Below are 13,861 nucleotides of genomic sequence, written 5' to 3'. Positions count from 1 at the left end.
GACCCGTGCCCGACCCGACCGACCCGACCCACTCGTCCGGCCTCGTCCCGGCAACCCCGGTCACGCCGCTCGGTGCGATCCTGCTCGCCGGTGGCCGCGCCTCCCGGGTCGACGGCGCCGCGAAGCCTCTGTTCGAGGTGGGCGGCCGGACACTGCTCGCCACGGCGGTGACGGCGGCAGCGGATGCCGGCGCCCGGCCCATCACCGTGGTCGCGCCGGTGCTCGATGCCGCTCTCGATGTGACGTGGGTGCGCGAGGACCCGCCGTTCGGCGGCCCCGCGGCCGCGACGGTGGCGGCCCTCTCCTCCTGGACCGCGGCAGGGGCAGCCGACCCCGAGTGGACGCTCCTGCTCGCATGCGACCTCCCCTCGGCCGGCGCCGCGGTGCGGCGGCTCGTGGACGACATCGTGCTCCTCCCGTCCGACACCGAAGGCCTGTGCCTGGGCGATGCCTCGAGCCGGCCGCAGTGGCTGACCGGCGTCTACCGAACGAGGGCGCTGCGGGCTGCGGCATCCGCTCTCCCCGACGCGGGGCGCGACGCCCCGGTGCGCGCGCTGCTGGCCGATCTCGCGATCGCCGTGGTCGCCGCACCCGACGACCTCACCCGCGATGTCGACACGTGGCAGGATCTGGAGGAGGCCCGGAGCCGGGTCGCCGAACCGTCCGAAGAGGAGCCGTCATGAGCGATCAGTCCCGCACGCTTCCGCCCGAGGCGCTCGATGCCTGGGCGGCCACGCTGCGACAGCGGTTCGATCTGGCCGAGGCCGACGTGCCGGTCGTGGCCGTCCTCGATCTCGCCCGGGACGTCGCCGCCGATGTCGCCCGGCCGGCCGCGCCCCTCGGGGCGTTCGTCGCCGGTCTGGTCGCCGGACGCGCGGGCGACGACCCCCAGGCGGTGCGCGAGGCCCTGGAAGCCGTCGCCGCTCTCGCCGCGGCCTGGGAGCAGTAGTGGCGGTCGTCCGCTACTTCGCGGCCGCGCAGGACGCCGCCGGCCGTGGCACCGAACGCCGTGGCGAGCGCACGCTGGGCGAGCTCCGCCGTGCTGTGGCCGAGGAGCACCCCGGGCTGGGCGGCATCCTGCCCCGCTGCGCGGTGCTCGTGGGCGGTGCGCGCGTCGACGATGCGACGGAGCTCGGCGCCGACGAGCTCGTCGATGTGCTGCCGCCCTTCGCGGGCGGCTGAACGTCAGCCGCCGAGGCCCAGCCAGGTCGCGGTGCCGTCGGCCTCGACCTGACGCTTCCACACCGGCAGCTCGGTCTTGATGGTCTCGATGACGGCGCGGCACACCTCGAAGGCCTCGGCGCGATGCGGAGCCGCGACCGCGATCACCACAGCGGCGTCCCCGACCTCGAGTCGGCCGACACGGTGAGAGACCGCGACGATCGCCGCGGTGCCCTGAGCGGCGGTCTCGGCGATCCGACGCAGGGCGTCCTCGGCGTCCGGATGTGCGGAGTACTCGAGCGCGACGACGGCGGTCGCGGCATCCGGATCATGATCCCGCACGCGACCGACGAACGTCGTCACGGCACCCGCAGTGGCGTCATCGACGGCGTCGAGGTGGGCGTCGAGGTCGAGCGGCTCGAGGCTGATCGCGGCGAGGCGGACAGCCGGCATCAGTGGTCGCCCCCGCCGAGCTGATCGAGCACGTGCGCCGCGACGGACAGCAGGACCGGCATTCCGGATGCCACGCCCCGGGGCGACCCGGGAAGGTTCACGACGAGCGCGCCATGGGGATCGACGACCCCGGCGATTCCGCGCGTGAGCATGCCGGCGGGCTTCTCGGCCGCGCCGCGACGGCGGAGTTCCTCGGCGATGCCCGGGACCTCGCGCGTGATGATCCGCAGCGTCCCCTCGGGTGTCGCATCGCGAGGACCGACGCCCGTGCCCCCGGTCGTGACGATGAGCTTCACGCCGGCGACGATCTGAGCCTGCAGCGCGCGTTCGACGCTGTCGGCGCCGTCGGGAACGACGATGGCATCGCTGCACTCGAAGCCCGCTTCGCGGAGCGCGGCGACGGCCACCGGGCCGCTGGCGTCTTCGCGGTCGCCGGCAGCGGAGCGATCGGAGACCGTGATCACGGCGGCTCGGGTCATGCGTCCAGCCTAGACACCGGCATCCCGGACGGTGCGCCAGGTCGCAACTCGGCCAGCGACGACCCTGTCTGCTCAGCCCCCGCGGCGCTCGAGCCGAACGACGACCGACTTGGACGTGGGCGTCCCGCTGACGTCCGCCACCGAATCCAGTGGCACGAGCACATTCGTCTCCGGGTAGTAGGCGGCGGCATTGCCCTGCGGCGTCCGATACGCGACGATGCGGAACTCCTCCGCGCGACGCTCCTGCAGCACTCCGTCGGGGCCGGTCCACTCCGACACGAGGTCGACGATCTCGTCTTCGGCGAACCCGAGCGCCGCGATGTCCGCCGCGTTCACGAGCACGACGCGACGACCGCCGTGGATGCCGCGGTACCGATCGTCCTTGCCGTAGATCGTGGTGTTGTACTGGTCGTGCGAGCGCAGAGTCTGCAGCAGCAGCCGCCCGGCCGGGATGCGCGGAAACTCCAGCGGATTCACCGTGAACCGCGCCTTGCCGTCGACGGTGGCGAACCGGCGCGCGTCACGCGGCCCGTTGGGCAGGAGCAGGGTGCGGCCCTTGTCGATCCGCGCCTCGAAGTCGTCGAAGCCGGGGATCACCCGCTCGATGTGCGCGCGGATCAGCGCGTAGTCCGATTCCAATGCCGCCCAATCAGCCTGAGGGACGTTGAGCGGATGCCTCTCGCCGGCCATATCGGCACCATCCGGCTGCTCGCGGGAGGGACGTTCGACCTGGCGGCGATCGGCGGCCGCCGCGTCGGCACTGCCCAGGTCGGGAGATCCGCCGGCATCAGGACCGAAACCCGGCATTCCGTCCTGACTGCGGCTGATCGCCTGAGCCGGGGCGGCGGGGGCGACGGCGGCACGAGCCCCACCGGCATCCGCTCGCGCGAACACGAGGCCGCACAGGCGGGCGACGATCGCCACCTCGCTCAGCAGGTCGTCGGAGGGCGGCGCGAGGCGCCCGCGCGAGGAGTGCACGGCGCCCATCGAGTCCTCGACGGTGACCCGCTGCTCGAGGCCACCGCGGCGATCGCGGTCGGTGCGGCCGAGGGTGGGCAGGATGATCGCGCGCCGCCCGGTCACCACGTGGGAGCGGTTGAGCTTCGTCGACACCTGCACCGTGAGGTCGACGCGGCCCATCGCCGTCTCGACGACCGCCGTATCGGGGGTGGCCGAGACGAAGTTGCCTCCCATGCCCATGAAGAACCGCACGCGGCCGTCGCGCATCGCGCGGATCGCGGCGACGGTGTCGTAGCCGTGCTCGCGGGGCGCTGCGAACTCGAACTCGGTGTCGAGCGCGTCGAGGAAGGCCGCGGACGGCTTCTCGTAGATGCCCACCGTGCGGTCTCCCTGCACGTTGGAGTGGCCGCGCACCGGGCAGACCCCGGCTCCGGGCCGGCCGATGCTGCCCTGCAGCAGCAGCACGTTCACCACGTCGCGGAGCGTCGGCACCGAGTGCTTGTGCTGCGTGAGCCCCATCGCCCAGCACACGATCGTCGCCTTCGAGGTGCGGACGGCCTCGCCCACCAGGCGCAGTGTCTGCTCGGGGAGCCCGGTGGCTTCGACGAGGTCGGGCCACGCGGCATCCGTCATCGCGTGACGATAGGCATCGAAGCCGCTCGTGTGCTCCGCGATGAACGCGTGGTCGAGCACTCCCCCGGCGGATGCCTCGACCTCGAGCAGGTGCTTCCCGATCGCCTGGAACAGCGCCTGGTCGCCGCCGAGGCGGATCTGCAGGAAGTGGTCGGCGAGCTTGGTGCCGCCGAACGCGATCCCGCGCACCGTCTGCGGGTTCTCGAAGCGCACGAGCCCGGCCTCGGGCAGGGGATTCACCGCGATGATCGTCGCCCCGCGCGACTTCGCCTTCTCGAGGGCGGCGAGCATGCGCGGGTGGTTCGTGCCGGGGTTCTGCCCGGCGACGATCAGCAGTTCGGCCTCGTGGATGTCGTCGATCGAGACGGTGCCCTTGCCGATGCCGATCGTCTCGGTCAGCGCCGATCCGGAGGACTCGTGGCACATGTTGGAGCAGTCCGGAAGGTTGTTCGTGCCGAGACCGCGGACCAGCAGCTGGTAGAGGAACGCGGCCTCGTTCGAGGTGCGCCCCGAGGTGTAGAACACCGTCTCGTCCGGGTCGGCGACCCCGCGGAGCGCGTCGGCGATCTCGCGCAGCGCGTCGTCCCACGAGATCGGCCGGTAGTGGGTGGCGCCCTCGTCCAGGATCACCGGCTGGGTCAGGCGGCCCTGCTGTCCGAGCCACCAGTCGTCGTGTCCGCGCAGTTCGTCGACCGAGTGCTCGGCGAAGAACGACGGCTCGACGCGTCGCAGGGTCGCCTCCTCGGCGACGGCCTTCGCGCCGTTCTCGCAGAACTCCGCGACGTGGCGCTTGTCCTCCTCGGGCCAGGCGCATCCGGGGCAGTCGAAGCCGTCCTTCTGGTTGACGCGGAGCAGCGTCTGCACCGAGCGCACGACGCCCATCTGGTCGTTCGAGATCTGCAGCGCGTGCAGCACGGCGGGCACGCCGACGGCGACCTTCTTCGGCTTCGTGACGCGCACGCGCGACTCGTCGATGTCGACCTTCGGGGGCTTCCTCGCCATGTGTCCAGGGTACGGGGCGGATTCCTCAGCCGGCCCAGCGCGCCCGGACGACGCCGCGCAGATCGGCGCGCGCGACCGCGCCGTGACCCGGCGCGGAGACCCGCGAGCGCGAGTCCACCGAGGCCTCGCGATTGTCGCCCATCACCCAGACGGATCCCTCGGGCACCGTGACGCGGAACGGCACCGCTCCGCCCGGGCGCTCGTCGCCGGCGTACGGCTCAACCACCGCCTGATCATTGACGAGGAGCCGGCCGGTGCCGCTCTCGCAGCACACGACCACGTCGCCGGCCACGCCGATCACGCGCTTCACGAGCACGACGTCCGACTCGCCCGACCACTCCTCGCGATCGGCCAGCAGCACGATGTCGCCCCTCGCCGCCGCCGACCACCTGTCGTAGATCACGAGATCGCCGTTGTGGAGCGTGGGCGACATCGACCCGTTGCGCACCGTCGCGACACCGAGCACGCCGATCGCGAGCGCCGCGACGAGCACCGGCGCGACGACGGCCAGGACCGCGACGGCCCGTCGCGCTCGGGGCGACCGGGTTCGCGGCGACCGGACGAGGGGAAAGCCGGAGAGCGGATGCCGCGCCCCGGCCGGCCGCTCGGCCACAGCTGTCACGGGAGGTCCGCCAGGAGGGCGTTCATCGCCGTGATCTCGCGGTCCTGCTCGACCAGCACGTGCTTGGCGGACGTGCGCACGAAGGCGTTGGACCCCTCCAGCACGGCGGTGGTCGCCATCTCGAGCGCGCCCTCGTGATGCACGATCATGAGCTCGAGGAAGAGCCGCTCGGCTCCGGGGCCCTCAGCCGCGTCGAGGGCGGCGAGCTCATCGGCGGAGGCCATGCCCTTCATGACGGTGTGATCGGCGTGCTCTCCGCACCCGGCCGGGATGCCCGCCGGGTCGTCCGCCGCATGACCGCCGTGGCCGCCTGTCCGGCCGTCGACCGGGATCGCATCGATCCAGGCCTCCTGCCACGCGTTCATCGTGCCGACCTCGGCGGACTGGTCCGCGACGATGAAATCGGCGAGGGCGCGGGTGCGTTCCCGAACGCCGTCGGCGGAGAGCACGAGCCGGCTCAGCTCGAGAGCCTGCTCGTGGTGCGGGATCATGCCCTCGATATAGCAGTGGTCCACGATCGTGGGGTACGCGGCCGCCCCGGCCGGCGCCGGGCCGGAGGCCGCTGCGGCGACGGGCGGGGCCGTGGGTGCGGTGTCCTCCGGCACGGTCATCCCGAGCGCCACGGCCGCGAGACCCGCGAATCCCACGGTGACGGCCAGGATCACGCCTGCTCCTGCTGCTCGGCTGCGCACGGGGAGGTCCTTTCGTCGGGATGATCACGGGGTGGCGCGACGTCGCGCGCCACCCCGTGATCGCGGTGCTTACGCGGACGCGTTCAGCGCGGTGCTGCGTCGCAGGTACCAGGAGGTACCCGCGAGCCCTGCGCCGGCGACGAGCAGCAGCAGCCCGGACAGCAGCCACCGGTTCGCGTCGGTGCCGGTCGACGCCAGGGCGCCGAGGATGGCGGCCGGCGAGCCCGCGGCCACCGTGAACGTGCCCTCGGCGACGACGGAGGACGTCTGGCCCGTCAGCACCAGGGTGTGCTCACCGGCAGGCGTGTCGCCCGGGACGATGAACTGCACGCTGACCTCGCCCTCCTCGTCGGCCACGAAGGTGCCCACCGAGACCGGATCGGAGTGCATCACGGCGCTGACGGTCTCCCCCGGGGCGAAGCCCTCGGCGGTCGCCGTCTGCGTCGCACCCGGCGCCACCTCGGACTGCCCGAACGACACCGGGTTCGCCGGGGCGGGGGCCGTCGGATCCGGGGTCGCCTCGCCGGGCGCCGGCGTCGCGGTCGGGGTCGCGCCGTCGGTCGGCTCCGTCGTCGGCGTGGGTTCGGTCGTCGGCGTCGGCTCGGTCGTCGGCGTCGGCTCGGCCGTCGGCGTCGGTGACGCGGTCGGCGTGGGCGTGATGTTCGGGTTCGGCACCCCACGCATGTCGCCGTTCACCCACTTGCGGCCCTCCGGGATGTTCGGCGCCTGCGCGGCGAAGTCCCGCGGGTAGAGGGTGAATCCCTGCCAGTGGATCGGCATGGGGCTCTGGTCCTCGTCGCGGTTGATGTGGTGGAACCCGACGTTGACCCAGGCCACCGGGTCCTCGAGCGTCTCGCCGTTCGCGATGTAGTCCGTGACCATCTGCCCGGCCTTGGACGGGATCAGGTTGTGGCTCGCGTGGACCTCGTCCGACCGCGCGCTCGTGAAGGCGATGTCGTAGTCGGTCTCGGGGTTCAGGTTGTACGCCTGATCGCGCGGCACGATGATCTCGTACGAGCGGGCGTGCCCGTCGGCGTTGATGCTCTCGGGGTTCACGACCCGGTACGCCTCGCGGTTGGAGCCCATGGTCTTGGTCTCGTTCGTGATCTCGGTGATCTGCGTGTCGAGGATCGCGGTGTGGCCCGTGTCGCCGGTCGTGCCGTACTCGCCGGTCGGGGTGGTCGCGAACTTCTCGACGACCTGGTTCGCGCCCGAGTCGATGCCGAAGTCCACGCGCCAGAATGCCGAGTGGTAGTGGTTGACGGCGTAGTCCTCGGCGCCGGGCGCGAGCGGCCAGCCCTGGTTGACCACGTTCACGTAGTCGTTGGGCGACAGGTCGCCCGTCGCCCCGAGGTTCACCGAGATCTCGCCGTCGTCGTGGAAGCGGTACTCGGTCTGGTACTCGTACCAGCCGATGCGCGACACGGCGTGGACCACGAGGTCGGTGCCCTGTGCGGCGTAGAGGGCGTCGCGGGTGATGTTCGAGCGGTACGCGATGCCCGACGCCTCCTCACCCACGCAGATCGCCGGGATGACGCCGCGGGTGGCATCGACCCACGAGGTGCGGATCTCGCCGACCGGGCAGTCCACGGCCTCGATCGCCTGCAGCCGGCGGCCGCCCACCTGGTAGGTCGTGACGTCGTTGTACTCGGTGGCGCCCGTGTCGTACGGCACGTTGAGCTGTGCCAAGGCGATCGAGTCGAGCACCAGGATCGGCGACTCGTCGTCGCGCGGCTGGTACCCGACCTTGTCGAGGACGAGGCCGCGGTACGAGTCGATGCGCCAGCACATCTGCCAGCTGGAGCCGGACTCGAGCGTCTCCGAGACGAGGGAATCGCCCGAACAGGATGCCTCGGTGACGGTCTGCGCCGTCGCGGCGGTGGGTGCGGTGAGGAGGAGTCCTCCCGCGAGCAGTGCGACCGCGGTGGCCGCGCTGAGGATGCGCTTCATCGGGTTTCTCTCCATGGTCATGAGACGGACAGGACGGTGCTGGTCGACAGGTTGACGACGTAGGTGGTGGTGGTGAGGAACGCGCCGCCGTCGACCTGCGCGAGCAGCTGCACGCAGCGGTCGACGCCGCACGTCTCGGCGCCGAAGGATCCGGCATCCGTGACGAACGAATGAGCGGTCAGCTCCAGCTCGGCCGACTCTGCGGTGAGCGCCGACCCGCCGGTGAGGGCCGCGAATTCGTCGACCAGCGGCTGGGACAGGTCGGAGTCCAGCAGCAGCTCCCAGGCGGCGGTCGTCTCGGCGTCGGTCGGCGCCGGCTGCGTGCCGCTCGCGCGCTCCACGGCCTCGACCGCGCCGGTGGTGGCGTTGACGATCATGCTCACCGTCTCGTTCGTGGCGTAGTCGTAGTAGAGCGAGAGGAGCCGCCGCTGTCCGTCGGTGTACGCCTGGGGCTCCGCGACGTCGGTCGACAGGAACTGCAGCCCCGCGTCTCCGAAGAGGTCCTTGCCGGCCGCGAAAGCCGCGTCCTGCGCACCGAGGTAGCGCACGTACTCGACCTCATCGCCGGACAGCTGGTCGTACGCCGCCGCCACTGTGGCCGGCGGGGGGATGGTCGCCGCCTTCTCGGGGGCGTCCTCGTCCGTGCTGTCGGCGGCGATCGGGGTCGACGCCGGATCGGCCGGCGCCGAGGTCGCCTGCACCGCGGTCTGCGTCGCGAAGACGAGTGCGATCGCGGCCGCGCCGGCGGCGACGGCCGACGCGACGCCGAGCGTCCGCGGCGTGACCAGGCGGCGTCCACGTGAGGGGGGTGGCGCGTCCCCCTCTGGTGAGTGCTGTGTATCCGTCACAGGAGTCCTTTCGATGGGAACGGCGCGGCGCGTGCCCCGCCTCGTCGTGAGTCTCCGCGACCGCGGTTTCGGCGCTGTGTGATCGGGCGAACGCGGCGCGAAAACCCGTTGAGACACGAACCGGCCATTCGCTCCTCGGCGTCCCGGCCCGCGTCACGAGCCGGAAACACGAACCGACGCGCCGCGCAATCCAGGCTCGGTAGCCTCACCGCACGCCGTGTCGGCGGAGTCAGGAGGTCGTGTGAGCGCATTGGCGGACGCCATCAGGCAGGGTCGGCCGCGGACCGACCTCGGCCGCAGCTCGCCGTTCGCGGGGCTGCGGAGGCGACATGCCCGCACGGTCGACGTCGTGGCGCAGTCCGTCGCCGCGACCGCGCCCGCCGGCGTGCTGCTCATCCACCCGGGGGCCCTCTACGCCCGGAGCGGCTCCTTCGCCTTCTTCGACATCGCGGTCACCATCACCCTGGTCGTGGGCGTGGCGCTCGTGATCGGCATGTTCGCGCGGCGAGTGTCGAGCACGGGATCGCTGTACACGTTCGCCGCCCGTGGCCTGGGCGCGCACGTCGGGCTCCTGACCGGCAGCGCGCTGGGCATCGGCTACCTCGCGATCGCGATGAACACCCTGAGCGCGGGCGCCACGCGGATCGCACAGCTCGCCACGGGGAACGCCGAGGCGCCGCCGTGGGCCATCGCCGGGGTGATGCTCGTCGTCGGTGGCGTCATCGCCTTCGTGATCGCCCGCGGCCTGCGGATATCGACCCGCGTGCTGCTGGTGCTGGAGTCGATCGCCGTGCTGACCGTGCTGGCGCTGTCGATCGCGGCGCTGAGTGCGACGCAGTGGGACCTCGCGATCCTGCTGCCCGATCCCTCCCACGTGTCCGTGGAGGCGGTGATCACCGGGGTGGCCTTCTCGCTCATCGGTTTCGTCGGATTCGAGAGCGGAGTCTCCCTCGGACCCGAGACCCGACGCCCCTTCGCCGCCGTGCCGCGTGCCATCCTGTTCAGCGTCGGCGCGACCGGGCTGGTCATGCTCGTCGGCACCGCCGCCCAGCTGTCGATCATCGCGGAGCAGCCGGGAGAGGCCTCCCTCGCGAGCGTCACCGGACTCGCCTGGCTCATCGACCTCATCGTGGCGATCTCCTTCCTGGCCTGCGCTCTCGCCATGACCAGCGCGGCCGCGAGGCTGGCGTTCGCGATGAGTCGCGAGGGAGTGCTGCCGGAGCGGTTCGGACGCGCCTCTCGGCACGGTGTTCCGGCGGTCGGCGGGATGCTCCTCTCCGCGTTCGTCGTCGCCGTCCCGGTTGCCGTCTACGCGTTCGGCGGCACCCGGCAGGACCTGCGCATGGTCACGTCGCCCGCCTCGATCATCGGGTTCGTGCTCGCCTACGCTCTGGTCTGCCTCGCGGCGCCGGTGTTCCTCGCGCGGATCGGCGAGATCACCCTCCGCGCGGTGCTGCTGGCCGCGGCTCCGCTGGCGGGACTCCTGGCGATCCTGGGCTTCTACCTCGCCTCGACCATGCGCGACAATCCGGTCGGCCTCGCCTGGGCAGGGGCGATCCTGGCCGCTGTCGTCGCCGCCGGGGCGGTCCGCCTGGCGCGGCATCCCGGCCTCGCCTCACGCGTCGGCGTGCACGACTGGCCCGTGGATGCCGACTGCATCGACGGGTCGGGACGCGCGTGAGCACGCAGGGGACCACGCCCGGCGCACGGCTGCCGGAGAAGGGTCTCGGCCTCGCGCTCGAGATCCTCGAGCAGGTGGCGCGTCACGACGAGGGCTCCACAGCCGCCGACATCGCCCGCGCGGTCGGCGCGCCGCGGGCGACGGTCTACCGCATCGTGAACTCGCTCGTGCGCGACGAGTATCTCGTTCGCCGTGCGGACTTCTCCGGGTTCCTCCTCGGGGCACGCGTGCTCGAGCTCGCCGCCGTGGTGGACGCCCACCGCCGGCCGGCGCATGCGCCCGTCGTCGAGCAGCTGAGGCGGGAGACGGGCGAGGCCGTGCATCTGTTCGGCTTCCACAGCGCAGGATTGACCATCCTCGACGAGGACGCCCGGCATCCCCTCTCGGATCCGGCGACGCTGCTCGGCGATCCGACGCGATCCGCGATCGGGCACCTGTGGTTGCTCGGCCACCCGGATCGCGACGCGCCGCGCGCCCCGCGATGGCGAGCCCGGCCCTCGGCCGAGGATCTCCGCGCGATCGCGGGCGCCTACACGGTACGCGGGTACACCGAGCAGGTGGCGATGCTCTCCCCCGACCGCGGCTGCCTGGCGGTGCCGGTGCACAACGAGCACTCCGAGGCCATCGGAGCACTCACGCTCTCGACGTCGATCTCACGCCTCTCGGTCGCCGCCCGGCACGTGCACGCGCTGCGCGCCGGCGCCGACGCGCTGGCCGGGCTGGAGCCGCTTCGGGGCTGGTGACCCGGGCGGAGCGTCAGGGCCCGGTCGCGACAGCTCGGAGCAGCTCGGTATCGCGCTCGGCCTGCGCGATGGCGTCCTCGGCGGCGGCGCGCACGAGGCTGTGCGCATCGGCGGCGGTCGTGGTCGCGGCCAGGTCGATCACTCCGGCGTTCATTGCCGGCATGAGGCTCAGGTAGAGCTCCTCGGCCTCGGCGCCGGATCCGTTCGAGAGGTCGGTGCGCTGTCCCCAGGTCGGGATGCCCGGCATGTCCGCGTGAGCCCCGTGCGCCGCGCACGGCCCTTCGTCGGGACGCTCCAGCGGCTTGGCCGACCCCCACGAGATGTACCACTCCCGCAGATCGTCGACCTGCGCCGACTGTTCGGCGACGATCGCGGCCGCCCGCTCGCGCGTCTCGGCCGTGATGCCCTCGGTGTCGAGCACCACGTTGCCGATCTCGACGGCTTCGACGCGGTAGAAGATCATCGACTCCACGAAGCAGAAATCCGACTCCGACACCGGCTCGGCGGACGCGCTGCCCGGCGCGGAGGCCAAGACCGTGGGGGTCCGCTCACCGGTCGCCGCTGCGGTGATCGCGAGCGCCACCGCACCCGTGGCGGCCGCCACGGCGACGACGACGCCCACGGCTGCCACAGCGATGCGCACGAGACGACTCCGATCGGGAAACCCCGGGGTTCCGGCCGAGCGCCTGGGGGATCAGCGGCGCCCGGTCCCGAAGATCCCGCGGATGACTCCCCCGAGGATAGTCTGCGTGGCCTTGGAGCCCAGGATCTGCTCGATCGGCGACTTCTGGGCGCTGCGCGATGTCCGGGTCGTGCCCTGGGTCTTCTTCAGCAGGCGGTCGTACTCCTGCTGCGCCTTCCGGTCCTCTGCCGCCTTGGCCTTGTCGATGGCCGCCTGCTGCTTGGCGTACTCGGCATCCGCCTTCGCCTTCGCGAGCGCGGCATCCGCGGCCGCCGCGGCGTCGTCGGCCGCCTTCATCTTCGCGGTGAGGATCTCACGGGCCGACTCGCGGTCGATCGCCGTGCCGTACTTGGCCAGCAGCGGCGAGGCCTTCACCGTCGCTTCGATCTGCGGGTCGGGCGTGGGCGACATCAGGCCCTGCGGGGCGCGCAGACGTGTCCAGGCCACCGGCGTCGGTGCGCCCTTCTCGCTCATCACGGTGACGATCGCCTCGCCGGTCCCGAGCTCCTGCAGCACCCGCTCGAGGTCGTAGCCCGACTTCGGGTACGTGCCCACGGTGGCTCGCAGCGCCTTGGCGTCGTCGGGAGTGAAGGCACGGAGGGCGTGCTGCACGCGGGATCCGAGCTGGGCCAGCACGTCGGAGGGGACATCCTTCGGCGTCTGCGTCACGAAGAAGACGCCGACACCCTTCGACCGGATGAGGCGCACGGTCTGCACGATGGCCGACAGGAAGTCCTTGGACGCGTCCTTGAACAGCAGGTGGGCCTCGTCGAAGAAGAACACCAGCTTCGGCTTGTCGAGGTCGCCGACCTCCGGGAGGATCTCGAACAGCTCGGCCAGCAGGTACATGAGGAACGTGGAGAACAGCGCGGGCTTGTCGACGACGCCCGGCACCTCGAGGAGGCTGATCACTCCGCGCCCGTCGGATGCCGTGCGCAGGAAGTCGCCGACCTCGAACTCCGGCTCGCCGAAGAAGACGTCGGCGCCCTCGTCGGCGAACGTGATGAGCTCGCGCAGGATCACGCCCGCCGTCGCGGCGGAGAGCCCGCCGAGCTCCTTCAGCTCGGCCTTGCCCTCGTCGCCGGTCAGATACGTGAGCACGGCGCGCAGGTCCGCGAGGTCGACGAGCGCGAGACCCTGCTGGTCGGCGTAGTGGAACACCAGGCCGAGGCTCGACTCCTGCGTCTCGTTGAGCCCCAGCACCTTGCTCAGCAGCAGCGGGCCGAAGCCCGAGACGGTCGCCCGCACCGGCACGCCCTTGCCGATCCCGCCGAGGGCGAAGTAGTCGGTGACGGATGCCTCGGCCTTCCAGTCCTGACCGATCCCCCGAGTGCGGGCGAGGAGCTTCTCATTCGCCTCGCCGGGCGTCGCGACGCCGGACAGATCGCCCTTGATGTCGGCGGCGAACACCGGCACGCCCTTCGCGGCGAGCTGCTCGGCGAGGCCCTGCAGAGTGCGGGTCTTGCCGGTGCCCGTCGCGCCGGCCACGAGCCCGTGCCGGTTCATCATGCCGAGCGGAATCCGCACCTGGGCGGACGGCACCGGGTCGCCGTTGAGAAGCGCCCCGAGGTCGAGGGTCTCGGCCTCGAACGTGTAGCCCTTGACGATCGCAGCCACCGCGTCGTCATCGAGCGGGCCGGACGCCGTGGCCGGCGCCTCCGCGGGAAGCGGAGCCGCGGGAGCGACGGCGGGTGCTTCCGCCTCCCGCGCCTCGGTGGCCGGCGCCGGGGCGATCGGAGCTTCAGCGAGGTGTGCGTCGGGAGCCGGCCCGTCGTCGCCCGACCCCGCACCGCCCGCCTTGGCCTTCGCGGCCTCGGCCTGTGCGGTCGCGAGCGCTGCGCGGGCCTGCGCGGCCCGGAGCTGCGCTTCGGCGGCCTCAGCCTCGGCGGTGAGCCGTGCGAGCTCGGCCTCAGCGGCGGCGACAGCGGGATCGGGCGTCTCGGGCGCGGTCATGC

At 72.1% G+C, this 13,861-nt stretch carries 14 protein-coding genes; 5 read left to right on the top strand and 9 right to left on the bottom strand.

Annotation, left to right across the window (positions count from 1 at the left end; all coding sequences use genetic code 11):
* Nucleotides 1–5 precede the first annotated feature (5 nt).
* Genes mobA through SOM19_RS14175 form a run of 3 tightly spaced genes read left to right on the top strand, consistent with a single transcriptional unit; the run spans nucleotide 6 to nucleotide 1,182 of the window.
* Entirely contained in the window at nucleotides 6–683 is a 678-nt protein-coding gene (gene mobA, locus SOM19_RS14185; protein WP_320487248.1) for a molybdenum cofactor guanylyltransferase, read from the top strand.
* Complete coding sequence (locus SOM19_RS14180) at nucleotides 680–949, top strand: DUF6457 domain-containing protein (protein WP_320487247.1); 270 nt, start codon at nucleotides 680–682, stop codon at nucleotides 947–949. The genes mobA and SOM19_RS14180 overlap by 4 nt, the downstream gene beginning before the upstream one ends.
* On the top strand, nucleotides 949–1,182 hold the full coding sequence (locus SOM19_RS14175; protein WP_320487246.1) for a MoaD/ThiS family protein: 234 nt from the start codon (nucleotides 949–951) through the stop codon (nucleotides 1,180–1,182). The genes SOM19_RS14180 and SOM19_RS14175 overlap by 1 nt, the downstream gene beginning before the upstream one ends.
* A 3-nt stretch (nucleotides 1,183–1,185) precedes the next feature.
* Here the strand turns inward: SOM19_RS14175 and SOM19_RS14170 are convergent, their stop codons facing one another.
* The 7 genes from SOM19_RS14170 to SOM19_RS14140 all read right to left on the bottom strand — a co-directional run bounded on the left by SOM19_RS14170 (nucleotide 1,186) and on the right by SOM19_RS14140 (nucleotide 8,800).
* Nucleotides 1,186–1,614, bottom strand: coding sequence for a molybdenum cofactor biosynthesis protein MoaE (locus SOM19_RS14170; protein ID WP_320487245.1), 429 nt, complete (start codon nucleotides 1,612–1,614; stop codon nucleotides 1,186–1,188).
* Nucleotides 1,614–2,093 carry a MogA/MoaB family molybdenum cofactor biosynthesis protein gene (locus SOM19_RS14165; protein WP_320487244.1) on the bottom strand — a complete coding sequence of 160 codons (480 nt, stop codon included), beginning with the start codon at nucleotides 2,091–2,093 and terminating at the stop codon, nucleotides 1,614–1,616. The genes SOM19_RS14170 and SOM19_RS14165 overlap by 1 nt, the downstream gene beginning before the upstream one ends.
* A 72-nt stretch (nucleotides 2,094–2,165) precedes the next feature.
* Nucleotides 2,166–4,688: an FdhF/YdeP family oxidoreductase gene (locus SOM19_RS14160; protein WP_320487243.1), complete on the bottom strand. Its 2,523-nt coding sequence runs from the start codon at nucleotides 4,686–4,688 to the stop codon at nucleotides 2,166–2,168.
* Nucleotides 4,689–4,713: 25 nt separating this feature from the next.
* Nucleotides 4,714–5,310 carry a signal peptidase I gene (gene lepB, locus SOM19_RS14155; protein WP_320487242.1) on the bottom strand — a complete coding sequence of 199 codons (597 nt, stop codon included), beginning with the start codon at nucleotides 5,308–5,310 and terminating at the stop codon, nucleotides 4,714–4,716.
* Nucleotides 5,307–5,975: a DUF305 domain-containing protein gene (locus tag SOM19_RS14150; protein WP_320487241.1), complete on the bottom strand. Its 669-nt coding sequence runs from the start codon at nucleotides 5,973–5,975 to the stop codon at nucleotides 5,307–5,309. Before SOM19_RS14150 ends, lepB begins: the two co-directional genes overlap by 4 nt.
* 96 nt (nucleotides 5,976–6,071) lie before the next feature.
* Nucleotides 6,072–7,952, bottom strand: coding sequence for a copper amine oxidase (locus SOM19_RS14145; RefSeq protein ID WP_320487240.1), 1,881 nt, complete (start codon nucleotides 7,950–7,952; stop codon nucleotides 6,072–6,074).
* Nucleotides 7,953–7,969: 17 nt separating this feature from the next.
* Nucleotides 7,970–8,800, bottom strand: coding sequence for a hypothetical protein (locus SOM19_RS14140; protein ID WP_320487239.1), 831 nt, complete (start codon nucleotides 8,798–8,800; stop codon nucleotides 7,970–7,972).
* A 241-nt stretch (nucleotides 8,801–9,041) separates the two neighbouring features.
* Between SOM19_RS14140 and SOM19_RS14135 the strand changes: the two genes are divergently transcribed.
* Entirely contained in the window at nucleotides 9,042–10,481 is a 1,440-nt protein-coding gene (locus SOM19_RS14135) for an APC family permease (protein WP_320487238.1), read from the top strand.
* The gene (locus SOM19_RS14130) at nucleotides 10,478–11,224 is read left to right on the top strand and encodes an IclR family transcriptional regulator (protein ID WP_320487237.1); all 747 of its coding nucleotides are present in this window, start codon (nucleotides 10,478–10,480) and stop codon (nucleotides 11,222–11,224) included. Before SOM19_RS14135 ends, SOM19_RS14130 begins: the two co-directional genes overlap by 4 nt.
* Nucleotides 11,225–11,237: 13 nt before the next feature.
* Here the strand turns inward: SOM19_RS14130 and SOM19_RS14125 are convergent, their stop codons facing one another.
* A complete protein-coding gene (locus SOM19_RS14125) occupies nucleotides 11,238–11,867 on the bottom strand; it encodes a DUF305 domain-containing protein (protein ID WP_320487236.1) in 630 nt (209 codons plus the stop codon).
* Nucleotides 11,868–11,918: 51 nt separating this feature from the next.
* A complete protein-coding gene (locus tag SOM19_RS14120; protein ID WP_320487235.1) occupies nucleotides 11,919–13,859 on the bottom strand; it encodes a helicase HerA-like domain-containing protein in 1,941 nt (646 codons plus the stop codon).
* Nucleotides 13,860–13,861: the final 2 nt, after the last annotated feature.

It is taken from the genome of Microbacterium sp. CFBP9034, assembly GCF_034045255.1.
Classification (GTDB): Bacteria; Actinomycetota; Actinomycetes; order Actinomycetales; family Microbacteriaceae; genus Microbacterium.
The sequence above is the reverse complement of the archived record's forward strand: the minus strand, read 5'-3'. Positions and strand labels throughout refer to the sequence as shown.